The sequence below is a fragment of the Curtobacterium sp. PhB191 genome, from assembly GCF_004346515.1.
Taxonomy (GTDB): domain Bacteria; phylum Actinomycetota; class Actinomycetes; order Actinomycetales; family Microbacteriaceae; genus Curtobacterium.
In genome coordinates, this window is the sequence record NZ_SMBV01000007.1 from 66,826 (window position 1) to 89,985 (window position 23,160).

Here is a 23,160-nt window from a genome sequence, read left to right on the forward strand (position 1 = left end):
CACGGGCAACGGACAGGAGGCCCGGATCACGTGAGCCGACCTGCTCACGTGATCCGGGCCTCCCGTCCACACCGCGGCGTCAGCCGCGCAGCGCCTCCGTCAGCTTCACGCGACTGCCCGTCCGCAGCAGCGCGTTCTCGTAGACGCGGGCGCCCACCAGCACGACCACGACCACCGCGGCGACCACGATCAGGAGCGACAGGATCGGCTCCCACCACTCGGCCGTGCCGAGGAAGATCCGCATCGGCATGCCGATCGGTGCACTGAACGGCACGTACGACATGATGCCGAGCACCGTTGGGTTGTTGTACGCGACGATGATCAGGATGTACGGGATCATCACGAGCATCATCACCGGCGTGGTGACGCTGCCGACGTCCTCCTGACGCGACACCAGCACGGCCGCCGCGGCGAACAGCGACGCGATGAGCACGAAGCCGACGGCGAAGAACCCGACGAACCACAGGATGCTCGGGCCGAGCATCGAGAACATGTTGTCCTGCCCGGTGACCGCCAGGGTGACGACGGCGGCGATCGCCACGGCGACGATCTGCGCGAACGCCATCACGCTGTTGCCGAGGACCTTGCCGGCGAGCAGCGCCCTGGCCGAGATCGCGGACATCAGGATCTCGACGACCCTGGTCGACTTCTCCTCGACCACGCTCTGCGCGATGGACTGGCCGAAGGTCACGGCCGAGGCGAAGTACACGACGCCGAACGCGATGGCGATGAGGTAGACGAGTCCGCCGGGTAGCGCGTCCGGGTCGAGCAGTTCGATCCGCGGTGTGACGCTCAGCGCGGAGACGACGTCGGTCGGGGCTTCGTCGAGGCCGACGACCTTGTAGCCGAGCGGGTCGTCGGACGGCACGATCGCCGCGTCGACGTCGCCGTTCTGCACGAGTCGTTCGGCGTCCGCCACCGAGGTGGAGTCCGTGACGTCGAGGCCCGCGGTGGTGGGCAGCGAGACGCCGTCGACCACGGCGACCGGCGTGGTGTCGTCGGCGGTGGCCTTGCCGACGATGCCGCCGACGACGATGGACGCGACGACCATGCCGATCAGGATGAGGGCGGAGACCACGAAGGCCTTGCTGCGGATGCGTGCCTGGATCTCGCGTGCGGAGACGAGCCGCACGGCCTGCACGAAGGAGTCGTTCATCGGATGACCTCCCGGAAGACCTCGCTGAGCCGCGGGACCCGCGGGGCGAACGACCCGACGGTGCCCTGCTGGACGGCCCGCTGCAGGACGTGTTGGGCGGTGGACGGGTCGGCCTCGAAGACGGCGTAGCCGCCGTCGAACTCGCGGACCGTCACACCGGGCTCGTCGCGGAGCCAGGCGACGTCGCCGTCGACCAGCAGCTCCCAGGCGGCGGGGCCGGCCTGCTTGCGGAGTTCGTCCTGCGGGCCGGCGGCACGGATGGTGCCGCCCGCGATCACGACGACGTCGTCGCAGAGCCGTTCGACGACGTCCAGCTGGTGGCTCGAGAACAGCACCGGGACCCCGCGCGCCGCGGTCTCGCGCAGGACGCCGAGCACGGTGTCGACCGCCATCGGGTCGAGGCCCGAGAACGGCTCGTCGAGCACCAGCACCTCGGGGTCGTGGGCGAGGGCCGCGGCGATCTGCACCCGCTGCTGGTTGCCGAGCGACAGCTTCTCGACGGCGTCGTCGGCGTGGCCGGTGAGCTCGAGCCGTTCGAGCAGCTCGGTGGTCCGCGTGGTCGCCGCGCGCTTGTCGACGCCGTGCAACCGGGCCATGTAGGTGATCTGCTCGGCCACCGGCATCTTCGGGTACAGCCCGCGTTCCTCGGGCATGTAGCCGAAACGGCGGCGGTCGGCGGGCCGGACCGCGGTGCCGTCGATCGAGACGGATCCCGCGTCGGCCTGCAGCACGCCGAGCATGATGCGCATGGTGGTCGTCTTGCCGGCGCCGTTGCCGCCGACGAACCCGGTGAGGCGGCCGTTGCCGACCGTGAACCCCACGTCGTCGAGCACCCGGCGGTCGCCGAAGTGCTTGGTCACCCCTTCGATGGTGAGCATGTCGTACCCCTCTCGCGACGGCCTGCGCCGCCTGCGTCGACGCTATTGGCCGGGAGGCACGGGGCGCCTCCGCCATCCGGCGGGACTTGGGTGGGTGGTCGGCTCCACCGCGCGGGGGAGGGGGCGGGTGGGCTGCGTCGTCCCGCGGTGCCGTGGTGTGGCTCGGTGCGGTGCGGTGCGGTGCGGTGCGGTGCGGTGCGGCGCGGTGCCGGATGCATGTGCATCTTCCGACGTTCCACGCGTCGAACGACTCACGTTCTGTCGGAACATGCACCCGCACGCAATGCGTGTGCATCTTCCGACGTTCCACGCGTCGAACGTCTCGTGGAACGTCGGACTTCGCGGCGGCGGCCGGTCGGCGAGTCGGCCTCGGTCAGCCGGCGACGCCGTGCTCGAACGCCCAGACGACGGCCTGGATGCGGTCGCGCAGCGCGAGCTTCTGCAGCACGTTCGACACGTGGGTCTTCACGGTGGCGTCACCGACGTACAGCTCGGCGGCGATCTCGGCGTTGCTGAGGCCCCGGGCGAGCAGCCGGAGCACCTCGGTCTCGCGCTCGGTGAGTCCGGCGGCTGCCAGCGCGCCGTCCGCGGTCCGCGCGCTCGCCACCGGTGCGGCGGTCGCACGGCTGATCACCCGGCGCGTGACGTCGGGCGCGAGCAGGGCGTCCCCGGCGGCGACGGTCCGGACGGCGTCGATCAGCCGTTCGGGGGAGGCGTTCTTCAGCAGGAAGCCGCTGGCACCCGCCTCGAGTGCCTGGAACAGTGCGTCGTCGCTGTCGAACGTCGTCAGGATGAGCACCGCCGGCGGGTCCGGCAACGCTGCGATCCGCCGAGCGGCCTCGAGTCCGTCGACGCCGGGCATCTGCACGTCGAGGCAGACCACGTCGGGGCGCAGGGCCCGGACGGCCTCGACCGCACGGGCACCGTCGGGGGCCTCGCCGATCACCCGGAACCCCGGCTCGGACTCCAGGATCACGCGGAACCCGGCCCGCACCAGCTCCTGATCGTCTGCGAGCACGATCGTCAGGTCGGTCGCGCCGTTCGGGTCGTTCGTCTCGTTCACGTCGTCGGCAGCCATGCCCGCACCAGGTAGCCTCCCCGGGCGCGTGGCCCGATCTCGATCCGTCCGTCCACGGCTGCGACCCGCTCCCGCATGCCGATGTGCCCGAGGCCGCTGCCCGACGGGTTCCGCGCAGCACGGTCACCGTGCCCGTCGTCGGTGACCTCGACCTCGAGCCCGTCGTCGAGGTACCTGAGCCGGACGTCGGCGCGGGCGGTGGGCCCAGCGTGCTTCAGGACGTTCGTCACGGCCTCCTGCACGATCCGGTACGCGACGGCGGCGACCGTCGGCGGCACGGGACGCTCGTTGCCCACGACCACGTACTCGGTCGGGTGACCGGCGACCCGAGCGGACTCGGCGACCTCGACGATGCGTGCGATGCCCTCGGTGCTCGGAGCGTCCCCGACACCGCGGTCATCCGTGCCGGGTTCGTCCGCCGACCGCAGGGTGCCGAGCATCTGCCGGAGTTCCTCGACAGCCGTGCGCGCGCTCTCCTCCACCACGCCGAGCGATGCCGTCGCCTGCTCGGGATCACGGTCGATGACCCGTCGGGCAGCGCCGGCCTGCACGCCCATCAGGGACACGTGGTGCGCGACGACGTCGTGCAGTTCACGGGCGATCCGGACCCGCTCGATCGTCACGGCCTGGGCAGCGCTGCGCTCCCGTTCGGCTGCCAGCTCCGCGGTGCGCTCGTCGAGCTGGTGTCGGGCGACGGCCGAGGCCCACGCCCGGTTGCCCGCGTACCAGGCAGCGCCGAAGTAGACGACGTTGATCACGATGTTCAGCAGCGAGTAGGCGATGTACGGCGGGATGAGCGAACCCTCGTCGTTCGGCAGTGCGTTCGGCACCGCCCACCCGAACGAGATCGCGAGGAACAGCCACGCGAACATCCCGCCGATGACGACCCACCGGACCGCCTCGGCACGGACCCGGTCGGAGCACCACGCGCCGACCGAGTACAGCGAGATGAACAGGGTGAAGTTCACGACGAACAGCTCGGGGACGTGCAACAGCTGGGTGGCTGCGAACGCCAGCGCGGACACCACGGCGGCCGACATCGGGAACCGGCGGCGGAACGCGATCGGGACCGCGTTCGCGACGATCATCAGCGCGGAGACCCACCAGGCCGCCTGGTCGTCGCCGTAGATGCCGGACGCCCCGTACAGGACTGTGGTGATCGTCAGGCCGGCGGCGAGCACCAGGGCGAGCACGGCGTCCTGCCGGTGCTCGCGGCGCCCCACGGGCAGCCGTGACCACTCCGCCGTCGTCCCCATGCAGCAAACGCTAGCGGGTGCCGCCCCCGTCCAGGCCGTCGAGGGTCGCGAGGACCGTCGCGACCTCGGTGCGCGTCGTGTAGTCGACGTGCACGTCCGCGAACCGGACCACACCGTGCTCGTCGATGACGAAGACCGACGGGAACGGGATCGCGGCGGTTCCGTCGGCGTTGCTGTCGGCGACGTCGAACCCGAGCTCCGTGTGGGCTGCTCGTGCCTCGGCGCTCGGCGCCGTGACGACGCCGAACCGACCGGCGAGCACGTTCTCCGGGTCGGACAGGACCGGGAACGCCAGCTCGCCGTTCGCGATCGACTGCTCGGTGCCCTCGGGTGTCTGCGGCGAGACGGCGACGAGGCGTGCCCCGCGTCCCTGCAGCGCGGGGAGCAACTCCTGCTGGTAGGTGCGGAGCGTGAGGTTGCAGTACGGGCACCAGGCGCCGCGGTAGAACACGAGCACGGTCGGCGTGTCACCACGCGCGGCGCCCAGCGACGTGGCGGCGCCGGTCGCGTCCAGCAGTGGAGCGTCCGGCGCGTCGTCCCCGACGGCGAGGACGCCGTCCGGGACACCGTCGGTACGCAGGTCGGCCTGTTCCCGGTCGAACACGGCGCTGAGGTCGGGGCCGATCTGCGCGGTGAAGCCGGCGTTGAACTCGTCGACTCGACGAGCGATGGTGTCGTGGGGCATCGGGTACTCCGTGGTCGTGGTCGGCCGGGTCGCCGTCGGAGGGAGCGTAGGCACGTCCCGGGGTTCGCGGTGCCGTCGGTCGTCACGGAGCGTCACGGAACCGGGCGGTCGCGGAGTAGCCTCCGGCCACCGAGCAGGGGAGTCGCCATGCAGTTCCTCGTCAACGTCATCGACGACGGGCAGGCCGTCGCTGCCGGTCGGACGGAGTCCGCCACCCAGGCCGAGGCCACTGCGGTCGATGCCCTGAACGAACGCCTGGGTGACGCCGTCGTGTTCGCCGCCGGGGTGTCCGCCCCCGCCGACGGCACCGTCGTCGACGCCCGCGGTGGCGGTTCGGACACCACGCCCGGACTGGTGGCCGACAGCGCCGAGTTCGTCGCGGGCTTCTGGGTCATGGAGCTGCCGGATGCCGAGACGGCGCTCCGTGTGGCGCACGAGGCGTCGCAGGCGTGCAACCGGAAGATCGAGCTGCGTCCGCTGCTGTGACGCGGGTACCGCTCCCCGGCCCGCTCCGCTTCCCGACCACGGCGGGCACGGCGCTCGCCGCCGTGACGAGCGCCCCGACCACGAACGTCGCCGCGTAGCCCGCCGTGCCGACGAGTGCGCCCGATGCCGCCGATCCCACGGCCTGGCCGAGCACGAGCGCGACGAAGAGCATCGACGTCCCGGCCGACGACCGCGCAGCGTCGAGTTCGGTCGTCCAGGCGATCAGCGCGCCGGTGGCCGCTGTGTAGCCCCAACCGAACACCGCACACGCCAGCATCGCGACCGCCGTGGACTGCGGCGCGGTACCGAGTGCGACGACGGCCACCGCCACGGCGCCCGCGGTCACCGCCCAGAGCGTCCGCGCGCGGAGTCCGCTCGTCCACCGAGCCGTCACGGCGACCGCAGCACCGCCGACCCCGAGCGCGATCCACGCCGACACCGACACCGCGACGGGCGCGCCCGCGTCGACCAGCGCGGAGCGGCCGTAGGTCCACACGACCGCCGATCCGGCACCGAAGAGCAGCGCGAGCGCGATGACCCGTCGGTGCACCGCGAACCACGCCGTCCCCGGTGCGGTTGGTCGGTCACCGCCGGACCCGCTCCCACGGGACACCACCAGCAGCACGACGCCGACGACGAGTGCGAAGACCCCGGACCACGCCCAAGCCGTCCGCCAGTCCGGCAGGAGCACGAGTGCGAGCGCCCCGGCGGCGATCAGCCCCGGGCCGGTCCCCGAGTTGACGACCGCCTGCGCCGTCCCCTGCACGGACCCCGGCACCGCGCGCGACACGAGCTGCACGAGGGCTGGTGACGCGAGCCCGGCCCCGGTCGAGGCGACCACCGCAGCGATCCCGAAGGACCACGGCCCCGGCGCCGCTGCCATCGCGAGCGCACCGACCCCGGCGACCCCGGCGGCTGCGGCGACGAGCACCCGGGGGACGCGTGCGGCGACCAGGAACCCGACCACCGCGCCGACGCAGTACATCGCCGAGGCCCCCGAGGAGACCCATCCGGCGGCGTCCGGGCGCAGGCCGAGGTCGCGTTGGACGTCGGGCAGGAAGAGGCCGAACGCCAGGCGCACCAGCCCGTACGTCGCGGCGATGAGCGCCAGCCCGCTACCGAGGAACACCCACCGTCGTAACAAAAACGATCGTTTCACTTTTGAGAGCCTAGGGTGCTTGCATGGCGATGCGTCCAGGAACCGAGCAGCGGCTGCTCGACGCGGCCGAGGAGCTCTTCTTCACGCGCGGCATCGCCGCCACCCCGATCGACGCCGTGCTCGACCGTGCCGGGATCTCGAGCGCCACGCTCTACCGCGGGTACGCGAGCAAGGAAGCCCTGGTCGCCGCGGCACTGGATCGGCGGCACGACGACTGGCTCGCCACGTGGGACCGCGCGGTCAAGGCCGCTCCGGACGACCGTGGCCGCCTGCTCGCGGTGTTCGACGCGCTCGACGACTACCGGTCGACCGCCGCTGGTTCACGCTGGTGCGCGTTCCTCGGGACCGCTGCCGAGTACGCGGACGCCCCAGCCGAGGTGCACGAGGTGCTCGACCGCGAGACCGGGGCGCTCCGGACCCGGCTGACCGAACGTGCCGCGCCCGTCGTCGGCGAGCGCGCCGGGGCCCTGGCTGACCAGCTGTTGCTCGTCGTCTCCGGGTACCTGGCGATGCGCCTGCGCGATCCGTCGGTCGGCACGGCGACGGCGCGCGCGGTCGCTGCGGCGCTCGTCGCAGCAGCCTGACCGCTCGTCAGCGCCCCGGGGTTCTCCGACGCTGCGCTGGGTATCTTGCCCGGTGTGCAGCGACTCTCCCCGATCCTCGTGATGAAGCGCGTGACCTCTGACGGAACGGTGCCCCTCGGATGACCCGTTCGCGTGCGTCGACGATCACCCGTCGGTCGCTGCTGATCGGGGGAGTCGGCATCGTCGCCGCGGGGGCAGCCGCCGAGGCGGTGAACCTCGACCTGCTGCCGGGTCGGTCGACGATGTACCGCGTGCTCGGGCTCAACGGTGCCGACGGCACGATCCCCAACGTCGACCCGGTCCCCTCGGTCTCCGGCACCTTCGTGTCGACCGCGCGGAAGGGACGGACCGTCGGGTGGACCATCGCCGCTCCGGAGTCGGACACCCCGCTGCCGGTGGCCGTCGCGTTGCACGGCTACGGCGACGACCACTCGGCGTTCTTCGGGCGGGCGCTCGGCTGGGACCGGTTCCTCGCGGCGCACATCACGGGTGGCGGCGCTCCGTTCGCGATCGCCTCGATCGACGGCGGCAACCGCTACTGGCACCACCGTTCCGACGGGGATGACCCCGCAGCGATGGTCGTCGACGAGTTCCTGCCCCGGATCGCGCGGCGCGGATTCGACACCGACCGGCTCGCGCTGACCGGGTACTCGATGGGCGGGTTCGGCGCCCTCCGGCTCGGCGGGGTGCTCGGTGCGTCCCGCGTCCGCGCCGTGTCGGCGATCAGTCCGGCGCTCTGGACGTCAGCAGCGGACACCGCCCGCGGAGCCTTCGACGACGCGGCCGACTTCCGTGCGAACACGGTCCTCGGTCGGCAGCGCGCGCTCGACGGGGTCGCCGTCCGTGTCGACTGCGGCAACGGTGACGGGTTCGCTCCGGCGGCGCACGCCTACGTCGACGGTTTCGCGACGCCGCCCGCCGGGGGCTTCGAGCCCGGCGCCCACACGCACGGCTACTGGCGCCGCCTGGCACCGCAGCAACTCGCCTTCCTCGGCCGTCACCTCGGTCGCTGACCCAGCCCGCGCCCTGGGCGGTCGCCGAGGCGGACGGGAGGCCCGTGGCGTCCCCGCACCGCGCCTCCAGGCCGCCGATCGGTCGCGCCCACGGCCCGTGCCGCGTGGCGAGCAGCGCTCAGGCTCGCCCGCGGTTGCGGCGCCGGATCTCCTTCGGCGCCCGACCAGCCATGAAGGACCTCGCAGGATCGACGAGGAAGCCCTGTCGCAGGGCCTCGCGCCCGACGAGCATCCGGAACCCCATCTGGTCGCGGTTGCTCAGGGTGACCTCGGACACGACGGCGCGCCCGGCCAGGGTGATCGTGGTGAGCACGACGATGCGCTCCTGGGTGTGCCCGGTCGAGCTGCGGATGATGCGCCGGTCGTGCACGTCGCACTCGATCGTGACGGCGTCGGCATCGGTGTCCTGCCACGGGTGCACCGAGAACCGGACCCGGTCGCCCGGGAGTTCTTCGAGGTCGAACGCGTGCAGTGCCGAGCTGCGTGCACCGGTGTCGAGCTTGACCTTGATCCACGGCAGACCGAGGTCCGGCAGGCCGGCCCACTCGCGCCAGCCGGCGACGACGAGCCCGCCGTCGGGGGACTTCGGAGCACGGGCCATGTGCCCATCCTGTCCCATGCGCGACTGTGCCGGTCAGGCGGGCGGGTTCGGCACCATCCGGACGGCGCTCTTCCGCGGCGGCCCGGGCAGCACCGAGACGCCGGCTGCCTCGGCCGCACGTGCTCCGTCGATGACCGCGGTCGCGCCGCCGAGCGACGGTGCCGGCCCCGCGGTTCCGAACAGTGCCCACGCCTCGCCCCCCGGGTCGAACCGCGAGTCGTAGCGGAGCGCATCGACCCGGTCCTTGAACAGCTCGGCCCATGCCTGCGTCACGGCGTAGTCGCCCATGGTCGTGAGTTCGCTCGTGACCCCGAAGCGTGCAGCGCCCGCGCCGCTGACGTGGGCGGAGCTCGCATCGGACGGCGGGGTGATCGTCGAGACGCGGAGGACGGCAGCGTCGGCAGCGCTCACTTCGTTGCGGCGGACCTTCGGGCCGAAGAACTCTCGGACAGCGGTCGAGGCCGCGGCTGCGAAGCAGCACGTGCCGTTCGGTTCCCGGAGGTTGAAGCGGCCGTGGGGGTGGCTGGCGAAGTACCAGGGCGCGAACTCGGCGAGGTGCGCGCGGAACACCTCGGCGGGGAGTCTGCCCCCGTCGGGGAAGCCGGTCAGGTCGAGACCGGCCGGTGGCGCGGTCTGGACGACGTCGGTGCGTGCGACCGTGGTCATCCGAGTCGGAACGCTCCGGCGAGTGCGGCGAGACGGACCACTTCGTCCGCGCGGTCCGTCCGGAGCGCCTGGGCCGGCGTGAGTCCGTCGAGTTCGTCCGCCGGCGCGTTCAACCACACGGCATCGCCCCAGGGGTCGACCCGCTCGGGGTCCAGGCCGGCCAGGACATCGCGCAACCGTGGCAGCAGGATGCCCCGTGCATCGAACTGGAACGACGGGTAGAGCCGGAAGCCGTCGGCCGACAGCACGCAGAGCACGTCGCCGACCTTGGCCTGCGCGTCGAGGGTCTGGCGGCTCATCTGGAACCACTTCCGCAGGCCGGCAGTGTCGTAGAACGGTCCGACGCGGTCGTCGAGCACATCGGCGCCGGGGATGCTGGCGAGCATCCGCTCCGCGACGGCGTCCATCGATCCGTTGACCCGCTCGACCTCGGCGAGGTCGATCAGGTCGACGTGCCGCAGGAGCGCGGCCACGAGGCGATCCCGGAGGTCGTCCGCCGGACCGGTGGAGGTGGTGGTCGGTTGCGCGACCGCCTCGGTCGAGGAAGGTCTCCGCGATCGGACACGCCACTCGGATGACGCGGGTCGCCGCGACGTCGACCGTCCGGACCCTGCGAGTCGAGGGGTCCGGTTGCTCCGGGTCGCCCGGAGACCGTGCTGGTTCTTCGTCATTGCGCGCCCCGTCCGATCAGTCAATCCACGATAGCGCAAACGCGTCAAAAGAGTACAACGCGCGGTGGTCGGCGGCGCCGCGGCGCGGGCGTGCTTGGATGGACCGTCGCCGTCGATCCCACCCCGCGGAGAACCCCTCGATGAAACTCGCCATCCTGTCCCGCGCCCCGCAGGCGTACTCGACCCAGCGCCTCCGTGCTGCGGCGCTCGACCGCGGCCACGACGTCAAGGTGCTGAACACGCTGCGCTTCGCGATCGACCTGTCCGGCGAGGACCCGGACCTGCTGTACCGCGGCAAGCTCCTGTCCGACTACGACGCGGTGCTGCCCCGGATCGGCAACTCGATCACCTACTACGGCACCGCGGTGGTGCGGCAGTTCGAGCAGATGGACGTGTACACGCCGAACACCGCGACGGGCATCACGAACTCCCGCGACAAGCTCCGGGCGAACCAGATCCTGTCCCGCCACCACATCGGCATGCCGGCGACGACGTTCGTGAACAGCCGGGCCGACGTCCGCGGCGCGATCGAACGGGTCGGCGGGGCTCCGGTCGTGATCAAGCTGCTCGAGGGCACGCAGGGGATCGGCGTGATCCTGGCGCCGGAGGAGAAGGTCGCCGAGTCGATCGTCGAGACCCTGCACTCGACGAAGCAGAACGTCCTGATCCAGTCGTTCATCTCGGAGAGCCGTGGCCGTGACATCCGCGCGCTCGTCGTCGGCGACCGGGTGGTGGCCGCGATGCGCAGGACGGCGTCGGGGGACGAGTTCCGCTCCAACGTGCACCGTGGCGGCACCGTCGAGAAGGTCACGCTGTCGCCGGAGTACGAGGCGGTCGCGGTCCGGTCGGCGCAGATCATGGGACTCAAGGTCGCCGGTGTCGACATGCTCGAGGGCAACGACGGTCCGCTCGTGATGGAGGTCAACTCGTCACCGGGGCTCGAGGGCATCGAGCGTGCGACGGGTCTGGACGTCGCGGGCGCGATCATCGACTTCATCGGCAACCAGGTGGCCTTCCCCGAGATCGACGTGCGCCAGCGGCTCAGTGTGTCGACGGGCTACGGCGTCGCCGAGCTGCTCGTGCACACCAACGCCGACCTGGTCGGGAAGACGATCAAGGAGTCCGGGCTGTGGGACCGGGACATCACGGTGCTGACCCTGCACCGGGGCGCGACCGTCATCCCGAACCCGCGCAGTGGCGTCGAGCTGCAGGCCAGTGACCGGCTGCTCTGCTTCGGCAAGCTCGAGGAGATGCGCTCGATGGTGCCGGACCGTCGACGCCGTCGCAGCAAGATCCGGAAGCTCCCGAAGGACGCCTGACACCGCGCGTCCAGCCGAGCCGGACTGCACACACAGGTGAAATGAGGAAGTATGTGTCGGTGACGATCATGACGGAACGGCCGGTCGACCGGGCAGCGAGCAGTGACCGGGCGCCGAGCAGTGAACCCGAGCAGCCCGGCAACGCCACGGCGAAGCACCACAACGTCTCGCTGCTGTCCGTGGCGACGACGACCGCCGAACGCGTGACGACCTCTGCGGACATCGAAGCGCGGCTGCGCGGCGTGCTCCGCCGCCTCCGTCTGCCGATGGGACTGCTCGAGCGGGTCGCCGGTGTGATCGAGCGCCGCAACTGGGGCGAGGGCCAGACCTTCCAGGACGCCGCCATCGACGCGGGCCGTCGTGCCATGGCCGAGGCGGGGGTGCGCCCGGACGAGATCGGGCTGCTGATCAACACCTCGGTGACCCGGCCGCACCTCGAGCCGTCGGTCGCCGTGCGCCTGCACCACGGGCTCGGTCTGCCGTCGTCCGCGATCAACTTCGACATCGCGAACGCCTGCCTGGGGTTCGTCAACGCCATGAGCGTCGCCGCGGGCATGATCGACTCCGGTCAGATCAAGTACGCGCTCGTCGTCGACGGCGAGGACGCCGACCAGGTGCAGCTCAACACCATCGACCGCCTGAACCAGGGCGGTCGGAACCGCAAGGACTTCATGAGCGAGTTCGCGAGCCTGACCCTCGGGTCCGGTGCCGCGGCCGCCGTGCTCGGCCCGGCGGACCTGCACCCCGAAGGACACCGGATCGTCGGCGGCGTCACCCGCGCGGCGACCCAGTGGTACGACCTGTGCGTCGGCAGCGTGGACGGCATGTTCACGGACGCCAAGATGCTGCTCAAGGGCGGCATGGAGCTCGTCGTCGCGGCCTGGACCGAGGCCCGTGCCCACTTCGACTGGGCCGACATGGACCGCTACGTCCTGCACCAGGTCTCCGACGTGCACACCAACGCGTTCGTCGAGGCCATCGGCATCCCGCGCGACAAGGTCCCCACCACCTACCAGCGCTTCGGCAACGTCGGCCCGGCGTCGATCCCGATCACCCTGGCCGACGAGGTCGAGTCCGGCGGCATCCGCCGCGGTGACCGCGTGTTCCTGGGCGGCGTCGGTTCCGGCATCAACACGGCGATGATGGAACTCCACTGGTGAGGTCCCGGCTGCCCCGCGTCGCCGCGAGCACGGCTCCGGCGACGCAGCCGCCCTCCCTGCCCGGACTCGACCCGGCTTGGTCACGCCTCGTCACGGTCCCGGAATGGTCCGAGAACCGGACGGGAGGCACAGATCGCGCCGCGCGCACCTGGCACCTCCTCGACACGGCCGGGTCCCTGGCGGCGCTCGGCGTGGAACCGGTCGGCACCATCCTGTGCGTGCACGGCAACCCCACGTGGTCGTACCTGTGGCGGTCGGTGCTCCGCACCTCGCTCGAGGTCGCCCAGGCCGGTGGCCCGGCCTGGCGCGTGGTCGCCGTCGACCAGCTCGACATGGGCTTCTCGGAGCGCACCGGGGTGGAACGGGGGCTGCCGCAGCGCGTCGCGGACCTCGGCGGCCTGACCGACGAACTCGGGCTGACCGGCCCGGTCGTCACCCTCGGCCACGACTGGGGCGGAGTCGTGTCGCTCGGATGGGCGGTCGACCACCCCGACGTCCTGGCTGCCGTGATGACGTGCAACACCGCCGTGCACCAGCCCGACGACGCCCCGATCCCGGCGCCGCTGCGGCTCGCCCTGGGGCCGGGGCTGCTCGGCCGTGCGACCGTCGTGACGCCTGCGTTCCTCGAGACGACGCTCGGCATCGCGCACCCGAAGCTCGACCGTGCCGTGGCCGACGGCTACCGTGCCCCCTTCCGCGGTGCCGCGCGTCGTGGCGGCATCGGCGGCTTCGTGGCGGACATCCCCGTCGACGCCCGGCACCGGAGTGCGCCCGAGCTCGACCGGATCGCCGCCGGGGTCGCTGCGCTCGACGTCCCGGCGCTGCTGCTCTGGGGTCCCCGCGATCCGGTGTTCCTGGAGCGCTACCTCGACGACCTGTCCGAGCGGCTGCCGCAGGCCGACGTGCACCGCTTCGAGGGTGCCGGCCACCTGCTGCCCGACGACGCCGACGTGGCGGGCGCGGTGTTCGACTGGATCGGCGACCGTCTGCCGGGCGGACACGTGCCTGCTCCAGCCGAGAAGGGCCTCCCGGTCGACGTCGACCAGTCGACCGACGTGAGCCGCCCGCTCGGTGCCGCGCTCGAGGACCTGCGCGACAGCGACGAACCCGCCCTCGTCGAGATGGCCGCGGCCGGCGGCCCCCGGACGATCACGTGGCGCCTGCTCGCCCGTCGGGTGGACGAGATCGCCGCCGGGCTGGACGACCTCGGTGTCCGGAGCGGTGACCGTGTCTCGCTGCTCGTCACCCCGGGAGCCGACCTGACGGCCGTCCTGTACGCCTGCGTGCGGATCGGCGCGGTCGTCGTGGTGGCCGATGCCGGACTGGGGCTGCGCGGTCTGACCCGTGCGGTCCGCGGAGCCCGGCCCGACTGGATCATCGGCGCGCTGCCCGGCCTTGGAGCCGCTCGTGCACTCGGCTGGCCGGGTCGGCGCATCGCGACCGTCCCGCTGCCCGCACCCGCACGGCGTGCGCTGCGCGTCGAGCACACGCTCGTCGACGTCGCCCGGCGGGGTGCCCGTCGGCTCGCGCACGGTTCCGTGCTGCCCATGGTGCCGGCGTCCGATGCTCCGGCCGCGATCCTGTTCACGTCCGGTTCGACCGGCCCGGCGAAGGGCGTCGTCTACACGCACGAACAGCTCGGTGCCGTCCGCGACGTCCTGGCGGCCCAGTACGACATCGGTGTCGGCACCGGCCTCGTCGCGGGCTTCGCACCCTTCGCGCTGCTCGGCCCGGCCCTCGGGGCCCGGTCGGTGGCGCCGGACATGGACGTCACCGCGCCCCGGACCCTGACCGCGCGCGCCGTCGCGGCCTCGGTGGCCGCTGCCGACGCGACCGTCGTGTTCCTGTCGCCGGCGGCGCTGGCGAACGTCGTGGCGACGGCATCGGTGCTGACCGACGCCGACCGTGCGGCACTCGCGCGCGTCCGGTTGTTCCTGTCGGCGGGCGCCCCGGTGTCGGCCGCGCTGCTGACCGCGGCGACCGAGCTGATGCCGAACGCGAGTGCGCACACCCCCTACGGCATGACCGAGGGGCTGCTCATGACCGACGTCGACCTGGACGGCGTCCGTTCGGCGGCGGCCTCGGACGACGAGGGCATCTGCGTCGGACTCCCGGCGGCGAACGTGCGGGTGCGGATCGCGCCGCTCGACGCCGCGGGTGCTGCGACCGGTGCGCTGACCGACGCGGCGGGCGTCACCGGCGAGATCGTCGTCGTGGCACCGCACGTGCGCGACCACTACGACCGGCTCTGGCGGACGAACCGCGTCGCGCGGCTCGGCGTCGAGGACCCGCGCGGACACCGCACCGGTGACGTCGGACACCTGGACGCGTCCGGGCGACTCTGGGTCGAGGGGCGGATGCAGCACGTGCTCACCACCCCCGGCGGTGTCGTCACCCCGGTCGGACCGGAGCAGCGCATCGAGGGCGTACCCGGAGTCGGCCGTGCCGGCGTCGCAGGGATCGGCCCGCGCGGGACGCAGCAGGTCGTGGCCGTCGTCGAGACCACCGGCGGGCGACGTGTCCGACGGCCTGCCCTGGCTCCGCCGGCGTTGGCAGCTTCGGTCCGTGCCGCGGCCGGGGTCCCGCTCGCAGCGGTGCTGACCGTGCCCGTGCTGCCGACCGACATCCGGCACAACTCGAAGGTCGACCGCGCCCGGCTGTCCCGCTGGGCGACCGCGGTGCTGTCGGGTGGACGGATGGCCCGCCCGTGACGGTCCTGGTCACCGGCGCCAGCGGGTTCCTCGGACAGGCGACCGCCGCAGCCGTGCGGGACGCCGGACACGAGGTCCGCACGTTCCAGCGACGGCCGTCCGGGGTCGCGGGCGTGCAGGACGTCGCCGGTTCGATGACCGATGCCGCCGCGGTGGCACGCGCGGTCGACGGGGTCGACGCCGTCGTGCACCTCGCCGCGAAGGTCTCCCTGGCGGGTGACCCGGCCGACTTCGTCCGTGTGAACGTCGACGGCACCCGAGCACTCGTCGACGCCGCACGCCGTGCCGGCGCCCGGCGGTTCGTGTTCGTCTCGTCGCCGTCGGTCGCGCACACCGGATCGTCGCTCGTCGGCGCCGGAGCCGGTGTCGCCGAACCCGATCGTGCTCGTGGCGACTACGCCCGCACGAAGGCCGCGGCCGAACTCCTCGCGCTCGACGCCGACGCTCCTGGGTTCGCCGTCGTCGCCGTCCGGCCGCACCTGGTGTGGGGGCCGGGGGACACGCAGCTGATCGGCCGGATCGTCGAGCGGGCACGGGCCGGGCGCCTGCCGCTGCTCGACTCCGGTGCCGCCCTGATCGACACCCTGTACGTCGACAACGCCGCGTCGGCCATGGTCGCGGCGCTCGAGCACGCGGCCGACGACGACGTGCACGGCAACGCCTACGTCGTCACGAACGGCGAACCCCGGCCCGTCGCGGACCTGCTCGCCGGGATCTGCGCGGCCTCGGGGGTCGCGGCACCGCGGTGGCACGTGCCGGCTGTCGTGGCCCGGGCCGCGGGGTCGCTCGTCGAGGCCGTGTGGCGGGTGCGTCCGGGGCAGGACGAGCCGCCGATGACGCGGTTCCTCGCCGAGCAGCTCTCCACGGCGCACTGGTTCGACCAGCGCCGCACCCGTGCCGACCTGCAGTGGGCCCCGTCGGTGTCGATCGACGAGGGCCTCGCGCGCTTGGCCGCGGCTCAGACCTCGTCGGCCGCCACGTAGACCCAGGCCGACAGACCCGAGGTGAGCTCGACCCGGATGCGCTGGTAGTCAGCGACCTCGTAGTCGTCGACCGCGCGGAGCTGCCACTCGTAGCCGAGGGTCAGGGCGACACCTTCGACGACGTCGTCCGGTGCACCCCGGCGGAGGATCGGGTGCAGGTCCGAGCCGCTCGTCCGGACCACCTCGGGGTCGGTGATCGCCACCCAGTCGAGCCGCCACCCGGGCAGCGTGTCCGGGGTGGTCGGGACGTGGCCGCCGAACAGCGACTCCTGCACGAGCGGCTGCCGCAGCGTGCCGTACGAGAACACCCGGTGAGTCGCACCGGCGCCCGGTGTGGGGCGCTCAGCGGGGCCAGGAGCGATGGCCGGGGTCGAGGTCCAGACGAGCGCACCGGCCAGGCCGGTCAAGCCGAGGTGCAGCAGGCCGATGATGCCGAGGGCGCTGCCCCAGAAAATGCCGGAGTCGTCGCCGAGGCAGCGCTCCTGCGGCCAGACGTCTCCGTCCGAGAGGCACCCGTACCGGTTCGTGACGCCGACGACCAGACCGATGATGCCGACGACGAGACAGACGAGCGCGAACGCGCCGAGACCGATGACCCAGCGCTGGCCGGGGGAGAGACGCTTCACGTCGCGAGGGTAGCGGACGCGGGGCCCGGATCACGCGCGCCGATCGGCACAGGTGATCCGGGCCTCCAGGTCGTCAGCTGTGCCGCTTGGCGGCCTTGGCGATCTTCTTGCCCAGCTTCTTGCGGGCCTTGCGGGCGTGCGGGTCGTTCCAGGCCTTGCGGACGGTCTCGCCCTTGGACGTCTTGATGACCGGGCGGTTCGCGCGGGAGCCGAACCAGAACCCGATCAGGACGATCAGGCCGATGACGATGATGCGGTTGCGCATGGTGGGACTCCTTGGTCGGTGGTGCAGGTGCCGGCGGATCAGCCGGTGAAGCGTTGCCAGAGCTCGGTGACGATCGGCCACACGTCCCCGGCGCGGTCGGCGGACCCGACGGCCACCAGCACCACGGGGACGATCGTGACGGCGATGCTCACCAGGACGGCGAGCACGACCGAGATCGTCGCCGTCGTGGTGTGCCGACGGGTGAGGGCCATGGCGAGGAGCGCCAGCACGACGATCAGCCCGAGGACCGCGACGACCGTGACCCGCACGAACGGGAACGGCACGAGGCCGGCGGTGGTGGCGGTGACGCCGCCGAGGAACCCGACCAGGGGCAGGAACGCCCCGAGCAGGACCCCGGCGACCAGGACCACGCCGATGCCACCGGCAATCCACACACCGCGCGGCCGGGGCTGACGGGTGCGGGGCCGACGACCGCCGGACCAGGCGGTGGTCACGGTCGGTCCGTGGTCGGGTCGGTCGGCTGGTCGGCGTCGCGGGCTGCTGCCCGCGCTGCCTCGCTGGCGTCGGCTGCGGCGTCGGCGGCGTCCTGCGCTGCGTCCTCGGCGGAGTCGGCGGCACGCACCGCTGCGTCGGCAGCCGTCTCGGAGGCCAGGACGGGGGTGGCAGTGTCCTCGTCGACGACGGCCGCACGTGCGCTGCTGGCCGCGTCGCGCGCGGTGTCGGCAGCGTCCCGTGCGCCCTCGGACGCACGGTCGAGGGCGTCGGACGCGGCTTCGTGCACACGGCCAGCCGTGGCGGTCGTCGCGTCCACGGCCTGTTCAGCGGCGTCCGCGGTGACGTCGGCGGCACGCTTCGTGGCGTCCGCGGTGGCGTCGGCTGCCTGCTTGGTGGCGTCCGCGGTGGCGTCGGCTGCCTGCTTCGTGGCCTCAGCGGTGGCCGAGGCAGCACGCTTGGCGGTGTCGACCGTCGCGTCGGCGGCACGCTTGGTGACGTCTGCGGTGACCTCGGCCGCCTGCTTCGTGACGTCGGCGGTGGCGTCGGCGGCGCGCTTGGTCGCCTCGGCCGTCGCGTCGGCCGCCTGCTTCGTGGCGTCGACGGTCGCCGTCGCCACGCGCTTCGTGGTCTCGCTCGTCGCCTTCGCGGCGTCCTGCACGGCATCGCCGACAGCGGTGGCCGCACGCTCGACGGGCGAGGGCTCGTCGTCGAACGGTCCGTGCACGTCGAGGACACGGACGTCCACGGTCGTCGGCGCGGATGCGACCTGGCCGGCTGCTGCAGCGACCTGTCGCTTCACCTCGTCGGCGACCTCGCGGACGTTCCGCGGGTAGGTCACGATCACGGAGACCTGCACCGCGAAGGTGCCGTCCTCGTCGTCGACCTGCACGCCGGCGGTCCCGGCGGAGCGGCCGAGCCGCTTCCGCAGTTCGTCGGCGGCTCGGGACACGGTCCCGCCGAGGTGGTGCACGCCGGGCACGCCGAGCGCCGTCTCCGCCGCGGTTCGCGCGATGAGCATCGCGGGGGTCGCGTCGTCGGGCAGCGGCTCCGTCAGTTCTGCGGGCAGGGCCACCTCGGTGACCTGCGTGTGCGCATGGGGGTCGTGCTGCATGGTTCCTCCTCGTTCGGGTCCGCGGAACGCATCGGGGCACTCGAAGTCGCGAGTGCCCCGACACGCATCGAGCGTCCTAGTTCTTGAAGACGTCCTTGACGTCCTCGCCGGTCTTCTTGACGCTCGCGGAGGCCTGGTCCTTCTGGCCCTCGGCGACCTTGGAGTCGTCGTTCGTGGCCTTGCCCACGGCTTCCTTCGCCTTGCCGGCGATGTCCTGAGCAGCGTTCTTGATCTTGTCGTCGAGTCCCATGACGGGTCCTTTCATCGGTCGGGCGTTCGCCCGGTGGTGGGTGTTGCGTGGGTCTTCGGTGGGCCGGGAGGCCCGGGGTCGCGTCCTGCTGGCGGGTGTCAGTGGACGCGGGTCGACTTCGCGAGCGCCGAACGAGTCCCACCGGTGAGGTGGACCAGGACGGGCACCTGGCGGCCGAGCGTGCGGTCGAGGACCGCGACGGCGCGGTCGACGGCGTCGAGCACCGAGACGGCGTCCCCGCCGCGGCGGACCGCGACGCGGATGCGAGCAGCACGCTGCTTGCGCACCAGGTAGGTGTCGACGCGGGAGCCGACGACGTCGCGGACCCCGGCGAGCTCGTGCTCGACGACGTCGCGGACGAGTGCGACGTTCACGGTGACGGCGTCCTCTCCGGAGCGCTCGCGGACGGCGACGGACGTGCCGCCCCCGCCGCGGGTGAACACCCAGACCAGGGCGAGCACGATGACGACGGCGCAGGCGACGGCGACGATCCAGAGCGAGGACGCGGGGACGTCCAGGTTGCTCGGCAGGTCGACGTACGGCTTGATCGCGTCCTGCACGGCGGGCAGCACACCCGCGCCGATCGTGAGACCGACGACGACGGCGACGAGGCCGAGGACGAAGAGGATGATCCGGTTCATGGTCCGGTTGCTCTTGGTCATGCGAGGGTCCCCTTCTCGTCGATGCGGACGCGGATGTTCTGGCCGAACCGCTCGTCGAGACCACTGAGGCGGTCGCGGACGGCTGCCTGCACGGCCTGCTCGTCGACCGGGATGCCGGTGACGGGCACGATCCGGACGTCGGTGCGGCGACCGCGGGCGGTGGCCGAGGCGTTGCCCTCGGGGACCCCCGCGGCCGTCCCGGCGGCGTTGGCCGCGGTCGAGGCGACGATGCGGGTGTCGATGACGACGGCGCCACGGTCGTGCTGGACGACGGAGCGGTGCTGGCGGCCCGGCTTCAGGGCCAGGACGATCAGCACGATGCCCAGGACCACGAGCACGACGGCGATGACCTCGGCGATCGTGACGAACGCGGCGTCGGGCTGCAGTGCGGCGTCGACGGCGGTCTGCGGGTCGGCGAGGAGCGGAGGCCGCCCGATCGCCCGCAGGACCGACTCCGTGCCGATCCACGCGGCGACCAGTGCGAGGACCACCAGCGCCACCGCCACTGCGGTCGAGCGGGAGCGGTGCACGCTCCGACGACGGATGCGTCGTTCGACGGAACCGTTGCTCATGATGGTCTCCTACCGGGTTCGGGACTCGCGCTCGCGCACGATCCCGGTGAGTTCGATGTGGGCACTGCCGACGCGGCGGCCGGTGAGTTCACTCACGCGGCGCTTGACCTCGTCGGCGACCTGGGCCGAACGGGCGACGAGGTCGTCGCCCGCGGCGATCGGGCCGGTGACGTCGAGGGCCATCGCGCCGGCCGCGTCTCCGAGACCGACCCTGACCCGCTTGGCGGGGGCGCCGAGCCGTTCGGCTGCGACGGCCCGCGCCAGCGAGGTCAGTGCACGAGCGGTGATCTCGACGCGGCCCGGGACGACGTCCGGGCCGGCGTTCACCGGGAGCTCCGGCGCCCGGTGAGCACGTCGGTCAGGGCGCCACGGTCGATCTTGCCGGTGGCGAGGGCGGCCACGAGGGCCCCGATCGCACCGAAGACGATGACCAGGACGAAGCCCCAGAACCCGAACTGCAGTGCGACGACTGCGAGGACGGCGCCGATGAGGGCACCGATCAGTGTGTTGCTCATGCGACTCGCGCTTCCTTCTTCTCGTCGTTCTCGTTGTCGTCGTCGTCGCCCGGGATGAAGACGTCCTGGACGGTCACGTTGACCTCGGCGACCTCCATGCCGACGATCTGCTCGAGGGCACGAGCGACGCTGCTGCGGACGCCGTCGGCGACCTGCTGGAGCGACACCGGGTACTCGGCGACGATGACGATGTCCGCGGCGACCTGCTTCTCGCCGACCTCGACCTTGACGCCCTGACCGAAGTCGCGCTGGCCGATCGCGTCGCGGAGGGCGCCGATCGCACGGGCAGCGCCGCCGCCGAGCGAGTGCACGCCGTTGACCTCGCGGGCCGCGATGCCGGCGACCTTCGACACGACGGTGTCGTCGATGACGGTCTTGCCGGTGACGCCGCTGTTCGAGCCGGCGTGCGAGGTGGCACGGGCCGCAGCGGTGGTTGCCGGGGTGGTGGTGATGGAGTCAGCCATGGTTCGTTCCTTCCGAGTGACCCGCCGGGCGTTCCCAGCGGTTGCTGTTCACGGATGAGACGGGCTGCACCAGAGATTCGTCACACATGACTTTTCGGATTCGGCAGAAATCCAGGAATCCGCGGAAACACGGGGATGTGGGTGTACCCCCTGGCCGTCCGCTCAGGCGGTTTCGCGTGTTCCGTCCGCCGCGTTGCGTTCTGCAGCGGCGCGGATCGCCCGGGCACACGCCATCGGGGACTCGCCCCGCTCGGCCCGGAAGAGCTGCTGCAGGCGTCGCGGCAGGACCCCGGCGGCGTCGGCGATGTCCTGCAGGGAGAGGTCCTCGGCGGCGTGCTCCTCGATGAACGCGACCGCGCGGCGGACGCGCCACGACGACCGACCGCTGTCGGGGCGTGCGGACAGCGACGTGCGGAGCGTGGCAGCGGGGTCCTCGCCGAACCGCTCGCGGTAGGCGGTGGCGAACCGGCCCGGGTTGGTGAAGCCCCACCGACGCGCGACCACGGCGACCCCGTCGGCACCGGGGGCCCGGTCGTCGCCCGCGCGCAGGAGTTCGCTCCGGGCACGGTCGAGCCGGTGCTCGCGCAGGAACCGGTGCGGCGTGGAGTCGAGGGTGCGGGCGAACACGTCCTGCAGTCCCCGCTGGCTGAGTCCGCACGCCGCGGCGATGTCCGACACCGCCGGACGTTCGGCCGCGTGCTGTTCGACGTAGCGGATCGCGTCGCGCAGCCGGTTCGCGACGGGGACGTCGTCGCCGCGGTTGCGGATCGGGAAGGTGTCGAGCACGACGATCGCCAGGCGACGGTTCAGCGCCGTCCGCATCGGACCGACCACGCGGTCGTCCACGAGCGCCGGGCCGAGCTCCCCGATCAGGTGGCGCAGCGGTTCGCGGCGGGCGATGACCTCGTCCTGCTGCTCGAACAGCAGCGGGCCGTCCGGCAGTCGGTAGCCGAGGTCGCGCCCGACGGTCCGCAGGAACGAGTCCGCGATGTGCACTCCGTTGTAGACGGTGCCGTCGGACTCGAAGCGGTACGCCTCGGACGCACTCGCGATGTACGGGCTGCCCGGCTCGACCACTCGCGTGCGGTCGGCGAAGTGCATCTCGAGTCGGCCCCTGGTGAGCCAGAAGACCACGTGGTCCTCCCGCGCCCCGATCATCCCGCCGCGCCGACCACCCTCGGCGCGCATGGTCCGCAGCGTCAGGTCGTCGTCGCCCACCACGGTGTACTCGTAGCGGGCGTCGTCGGTCGCGTACGTCTCCGAGGCGAAGTCGGACCCGTGGTACTCCGCCTCGAAGATGTCGGAGTAGTCGGAGCCGTCGCCGTCGGCAAACCGCAGTCTGCGGAAGCCGTTCGTCGCCGGATCGGTCATGGTCGAAATCATGACATCGACGGCACGGCGAGGTGAATACCCTCGTTCGTGTCCGCGCGTCCATCGGAGGGAATACCCTAGGGGGGTACCGTATTGAGGACCGTGGAGGCCACCATGCACGAACACGTCGGGTACATCGGCGACAAGGACGACCTGCTCAAGCGGCTCCGTCGCGCCGAGGGCCAGGTGCGCGGCATCGCCCGCATGGTCGAGGACGAGACGTACTGCATCGACGTCCTCACCCAGATCTCGGCGGCGAACCGGGCGCTCGAACGCGTGGCGCTGTCGCTGCTCGAGGACCACCTCAAGCACTGCGTCGCCGAGGCGGTCGCCGAGGGTGGCGACGCCGCGGACGAGAAGGTCCGCGAAGCCAGTCAGGCCATCGCCCGGCTCGTGCGCTCGTGACCGCCGCCCGCACCCGAACCACAGGAGGAGACACCGTGACCACCGAACTGCTGCTCG

28 protein-coding genes are annotated in these 23,160 nt (G+C 72.3%); 8 read left to right on the forward strand and 20 right to left on the reverse strand.

Annotated elements, in window-relative coordinates:
- Positions 1 to 79 precede the first annotated feature (79 nt).
- From EDF48_RS12500 to EDF48_RS12520, 5 genes are all read right to left on the reverse strand, one after another.
- Positions 80 to 1,156 (reverse strand): ABC transporter permease, encoded by a 1,077-nt coding sequence (locus EDF48_RS12500; RefSeq protein ID WP_111086644.1) that lies wholly within the window; start codon positions 1,154 to 1,156, stop codon positions 80 to 82.
- Positions 1,153 to 2,034, reverse strand: a complete 882-nt coding sequence (locus EDF48_RS12505; protein WP_123341174.1) for an ATP-binding cassette domain-containing protein — start codon at positions 2,032 to 2,034, stop codon at positions 1,153 to 1,155. The genes EDF48_RS12500 and EDF48_RS12505 overlap by 4 nt, the downstream gene beginning before the upstream one ends.
- Positions 2,035 to 2,407: 373 nt before the next feature.
- Positions 2,408 to 3,112, reverse strand: a complete 705-nt coding sequence (locus tag EDF48_RS12510) for a response regulator transcription factor (RefSeq protein ID WP_123291748.1) — start codon at positions 3,110 to 3,112, stop codon at positions 2,408 to 2,410.
- A complete protein-coding gene (locus EDF48_RS12515) occupies positions 3,094 to 4,368 on the reverse strand; it encodes a sensor histidine kinase (RefSeq protein WP_243698099.1) in 1,275 nt (424 codons plus the stop codon). Before EDF48_RS12515 ends, EDF48_RS12510 begins: the two co-directional genes overlap by 19 nt.
- Positions 4,369 to 4,378: 10 nt before the next feature.
- On the reverse strand, positions 4,379 to 5,053 hold the full coding sequence (locus EDF48_RS12520) for a peroxiredoxin-like family protein (RefSeq protein WP_131880360.1): 675 nt from the start codon (positions 5,051 to 5,053) through the stop codon (positions 4,379 to 4,381).
- Between the two features lie 147 nt (positions 5,054 to 5,200).
- On the opposite strand from EDF48_RS12520, the gene EDF48_RS12525 reads away from it, so the two are divergent.
- A complete protein-coding gene (locus EDF48_RS12525; protein ID WP_131880362.1) occupies positions 5,201 to 5,539 on the forward strand; it encodes a YciI family protein in 339 nt (112 codons plus the stop codon).
- Here EDF48_RS12525 and EDF48_RS12530 read toward each other — a convergent pair.
- Positions 5,445 to 6,668, reverse strand: a complete 1,224-nt coding sequence (locus EDF48_RS12530) for an MFS transporter (protein WP_165932390.1) — start codon at positions 6,666 to 6,668, stop codon at positions 5,445 to 5,447. The two genes, EDF48_RS12525 and EDF48_RS12530, sit on opposite strands and share 95 nt — an antisense overlap.
- A gap of 53 nt (positions 6,669 to 6,721) precedes the next feature.
- On the opposite strand from EDF48_RS12530, the gene EDF48_RS12535 reads away from it, so the two are divergent.
- Entirely contained in the window at positions 6,722 to 7,282 is a 561-nt protein-coding gene (locus EDF48_RS12535; protein WP_131880366.1) for a TetR/AcrR family transcriptional regulator, read from the forward strand.
- Between the two features lie 119 nt (positions 7,283 to 7,401).
- Entirely contained in the window at positions 7,402 to 8,295 is an 894-nt protein-coding gene (locus tag EDF48_RS12540; protein WP_207913263.1) for a hypothetical protein, read from the forward strand.
- 118 nt (positions 8,296 to 8,413) lie between these two features.
- Here EDF48_RS12540 and EDF48_RS12545 read toward each other — a convergent pair whose 3' ends face one another.
- Genes EDF48_RS12545 through EDF48_RS12555 form a run of 3 tightly spaced genes read right to left on the reverse strand, consistent with a single transcriptional unit; the run spans position 8,414 to position 10,035 of the window.
- Entirely contained in the window at positions 8,414 to 8,896 is a 483-nt protein-coding gene (locus EDF48_RS12545; protein ID WP_123939327.1) for a RimK/LysX family protein, read from the reverse strand.
- Positions 8,897 to 8,929: 33 nt separating this feature from the next.
- The gene (locus tag EDF48_RS12550; RefSeq protein ID WP_131880368.1) at positions 8,930 to 9,562 is read right to left on the reverse strand and encodes an RES family NAD+ phosphorylase; all 633 of its coding nucleotides are present in this window, start codon (positions 9,560 to 9,562) and stop codon (positions 8,930 to 8,932) included.
- Positions 9,559 to 10,035 (reverse strand): hypothetical protein, encoded by a 477-nt coding sequence (locus EDF48_RS12555; protein ID WP_131880370.1) that lies wholly within the window; start codon positions 10,033 to 10,035, stop codon positions 9,559 to 9,561. Before EDF48_RS12555 ends, EDF48_RS12550 begins: the two co-directional genes overlap by 4 nt.
- Positions 10,036 to 10,373: 338 nt before the next feature.
- Between EDF48_RS12555 and rimK the strand changes: the two genes are divergently transcribed.
- From rimK to EDF48_RS12575, 4 genes are read left to right on the forward strand one after another with little or no spacing between them, the layout of a single operon-like run.
- Positions 10,374 to 11,552, forward strand: a complete 1,179-nt coding sequence (rimK, locus tag EDF48_RS12560; protein ID WP_123291758.1) for a 30S ribosomal protein S6--L-glutamate ligase — start codon at positions 10,374 to 10,376, stop codon at positions 11,550 to 11,552.
- Positions 11,553 to 11,605: 53 nt separating this feature from the next.
- Entirely contained in the window at positions 11,606 to 12,712 is a 1,107-nt protein-coding gene (locus EDF48_RS12565) for a 3-oxoacyl-ACP synthase III (RefSeq protein WP_111084764.1), read from the forward strand.
- Positions 12,709 to 15,423 (forward strand): alpha/beta fold hydrolase, encoded by a 2,715-nt coding sequence (locus EDF48_RS12570; protein WP_243698100.1) that lies wholly within the window; start codon positions 12,709 to 12,711, stop codon positions 15,421 to 15,423. The genes EDF48_RS12565 and EDF48_RS12570 overlap by 4 nt, the downstream gene beginning before the upstream one ends.
- Positions 15,420 to 16,406, forward strand: a complete 987-nt coding sequence (locus tag EDF48_RS12575; RefSeq protein ID WP_131880372.1) for an NAD-dependent epimerase/dehydratase family protein — start codon at positions 15,420 to 15,422, stop codon at positions 16,404 to 16,406. The genes EDF48_RS12570 and EDF48_RS12575 overlap by 4 nt, the downstream gene beginning before the upstream one ends.
- Here EDF48_RS12575 and EDF48_RS19470 read toward each other — a convergent pair.
- The 11 genes from EDF48_RS19470 to EDF48_RS12630 form a co-directional block, all read right to left on the reverse strand.
- Entirely contained in the window at positions 16,382 to 17,032 is a 651-nt protein-coding gene (locus EDF48_RS19470; RefSeq protein ID WP_243698101.1) for a gamma-glutamylcyclotransferase family protein, read from the reverse strand. The two genes, EDF48_RS12575 and EDF48_RS19470, sit on opposite strands and share 25 nt — an antisense overlap.
- Before the next feature lie 73 nt (positions 17,033 to 17,105).
- Positions 17,106 to 17,297: a hypothetical protein gene (locus EDF48_RS12585; protein ID WP_111084762.1), complete on the reverse strand. Its 192-nt coding sequence runs from the start codon at positions 17,295 to 17,297 to the stop codon at positions 17,106 to 17,108.
- 38 nt (positions 17,298 to 17,335) lie between these two features.
- Positions 17,336 to 17,752: an MFS transporter permease gene (locus tag EDF48_RS12590; protein ID WP_131880374.1), complete on the reverse strand. Its 417-nt coding sequence runs from the start codon at positions 17,750 to 17,752 to the stop codon at positions 17,336 to 17,338.
- Positions 17,749 to 18,864 carry an Asp23/Gls24 family envelope stress response protein gene (locus EDF48_RS12595; RefSeq protein WP_131880376.1) on the reverse strand — a complete coding sequence of 372 codons (1,116 nt, stop codon included), beginning with the start codon at positions 18,862 to 18,864 and terminating at the stop codon, positions 17,749 to 17,751. The genes EDF48_RS12590 and EDF48_RS12595 overlap by 4 nt, the downstream gene beginning before the upstream one ends.
- A gap of 76 nt (positions 18,865 to 18,940) precedes the next feature.
- The gene (locus tag EDF48_RS12600; protein WP_131880377.1) at positions 18,941 to 19,114 is read right to left on the reverse strand and encodes a CsbD family protein; all 174 of its coding nucleotides are present in this window, start codon (positions 19,112 to 19,114) and stop codon (positions 18,941 to 18,943) included.
- Positions 19,115 to 19,212: 98 nt separating this feature from the next.
- Positions 19,213 to 19,776 carry a hypothetical protein gene (locus EDF48_RS12605; RefSeq protein ID WP_111084758.1) on the reverse strand — a complete coding sequence of 188 codons (564 nt, stop codon included), beginning with the start codon at positions 19,774 to 19,776 and terminating at the stop codon, positions 19,213 to 19,215.
- Positions 19,773 to 20,348, reverse strand: coding sequence for a DUF6286 domain-containing protein (locus EDF48_RS12610; RefSeq protein ID WP_111084757.1), 576 nt, complete (start codon positions 20,346 to 20,348; stop codon positions 19,773 to 19,775). Before EDF48_RS12610 ends, EDF48_RS12605 begins: the two co-directional genes overlap by 4 nt.
- 9 nt (positions 20,349 to 20,357) lie before the next feature.
- Positions 20,358 to 20,675: a hypothetical protein gene (locus EDF48_RS12615; RefSeq protein WP_123291765.1), complete on the reverse strand. Its 318-nt coding sequence runs from the start codon at positions 20,673 to 20,675 to the stop codon at positions 20,358 to 20,360.
- Positions 20,672 to 20,863, reverse strand: a complete 192-nt coding sequence (locus tag EDF48_RS12620; protein ID WP_123291766.1) for a DUF2273 domain-containing protein — start codon at positions 20,861 to 20,863, stop codon at positions 20,672 to 20,674. The genes EDF48_RS12615 and EDF48_RS12620 overlap by 4 nt, the downstream gene beginning before the upstream one ends.
- Positions 20,860 to 21,327, reverse strand: a complete 468-nt coding sequence (locus tag EDF48_RS12625; RefSeq protein WP_131880379.1) for an Asp23/Gls24 family envelope stress response protein — start codon at positions 21,325 to 21,327, stop codon at positions 20,860 to 20,862. The genes EDF48_RS12620 and EDF48_RS12625 overlap by 4 nt, the downstream gene beginning before the upstream one ends.
- A gap of 162 nt (positions 21,328 to 21,489) precedes the next feature.
- On the reverse strand, positions 21,490 to 22,698 hold the full coding sequence (locus EDF48_RS12630) for a helix-turn-helix domain-containing protein (RefSeq protein WP_131880381.1): 1,209 nt from the start codon (positions 22,696 to 22,698) through the stop codon (positions 21,490 to 21,492).
- Positions 22,699 to 22,812: 114 nt separating this feature from the next.
- Between EDF48_RS12630 and EDF48_RS12635 the strand changes: the two genes are divergently transcribed.
- Entirely contained in the window at positions 22,813 to 23,103 is a 291-nt protein-coding gene (locus EDF48_RS12635) for a metal-sensitive transcriptional regulator (RefSeq protein WP_111084793.1), read from the forward strand.
- The last annotated feature ends 57 nt before the right edge of the window (positions 23,104 to 23,160 follow it).

Coding starts and splice junctions, on each gene's coding strand:
- EDF48_RS12500 (WP_111086644.1), bottom strand. CDS start 1,156: ATGAACGACTCCTTCGTGCAGGCCGTGCGGCTCGTCTCCGCACGCGAG.
- EDF48_RS12505 (WP_123341174.1), bottom strand. CDS start 2,034: ATGCTCACCATCGAAGGGGTGACCAAGCACTTCGGCGACCGCCGGGTG.
- EDF48_RS12510 (WP_123291748.1), bottom strand. CDS start 3,112: ATGGCTGCCGACGACGTGAACGAGACGAACGACCCGAACGGCGCGACC.
- EDF48_RS12515 (WP_243698099.1), bottom strand. CDS start 4,368: ATGGGGACGACGGCGGAGTGGTCACGGCTGCCCGTGGGGCGCCGCGAG.
- EDF48_RS12520 (WP_131880360.1), bottom strand. CDS start 5,053: ATGCCCCACGACACCATCGCTCGTCGAGTCGACGAGTTCAACGCCGGC.
- EDF48_RS12525 (WP_131880362.1), top strand. CDS start 5,201: ATGCAGTTCCTCGTCAACGTCATCGACGACGGGCAGGCCGTCGCTGCC.
- EDF48_RS12535 (WP_131880366.1), top strand. CDS start 6,722: ATGGCGATGCGTCCAGGAACCGAGCAGCGGCTGCTCGACGCGGCCGAG.
- EDF48_RS12540 (WP_207913263.1), top strand. CDS start 7,402: ATGACCCGTTCGCGTGCGTCGACGATCACCCGTCGGTCGCTGCTGATC.
- EDF48_RS12545 (WP_123939327.1), bottom strand. CDS start 8,896: ATGGCCCGTGCTCCGAAGTCCCCCGACGGCGGGCTCGTCGTCGCCGGC.
- EDF48_RS12550 (WP_131880368.1), bottom strand. CDS start 9,562: ATGACCACGGTCGCACGCACCGACGTCGTCCAGACCGCGCCACCGGCC.
- rimK (WP_123291758.1), top strand. CDS start 10,374: ATGAAACTCGCCATCCTGTCCCGCGCCCCGCAGGCGTACTCGACCCAG.
- EDF48_RS12585 (WP_111084762.1), bottom strand. CDS start 17,297: ATGCGCAACCGCATCATCGTCATCGGCCTGATCGTCCTGATCGGGTTC.
- EDF48_RS12595 (WP_131880376.1), bottom strand. CDS start 18,864: ATGCAGCACGACCCCCATGCGCACACGCAGGTCACCGAGGTGGCCCTG.
- EDF48_RS12600 (WP_131880377.1), bottom strand. CDS start 19,114: ATGGGACTCGACGACAAGATCAAGAACGCTGCTCAGGACATCGCCGGC.
- EDF48_RS12605 (WP_111084758.1), bottom strand. CDS start 19,776: ATGACCAAGAGCAACCGGACCATGAACCGGATCATCCTCTTCGTCCTC.
- EDF48_RS12610 (WP_111084757.1), bottom strand. CDS start 20,348: ATGAGCAACGGTTCCGTCGAACGACGCATCCGTCGTCGGAGCGTGCAC.
- EDF48_RS12620 (WP_123291766.1), bottom strand. CDS start 20,863: ATGAGCAACACACTGATCGGTGCCCTCATCGGCGCCGTCCTCGCAGTC.
- EDF48_RS12625 (WP_131880379.1), bottom strand. CDS start 21,327: ATGGCTGACTCCATCACCACCACCCCGGCAACCACCGCTGCGGCCCGT.
- EDF48_RS12630 (WP_131880381.1), bottom strand. CDS start 22,698: ATGACCGATCCGGCGACGAACGGCTTCCGCAGACTGCGGTTTGCCGAC.
- EDF48_RS12635 (WP_111084793.1), top strand. CDS start 22,813: ATGCACGAACACGTCGGGTACATCGGCGACAAGGACGACCTGCTCAAG.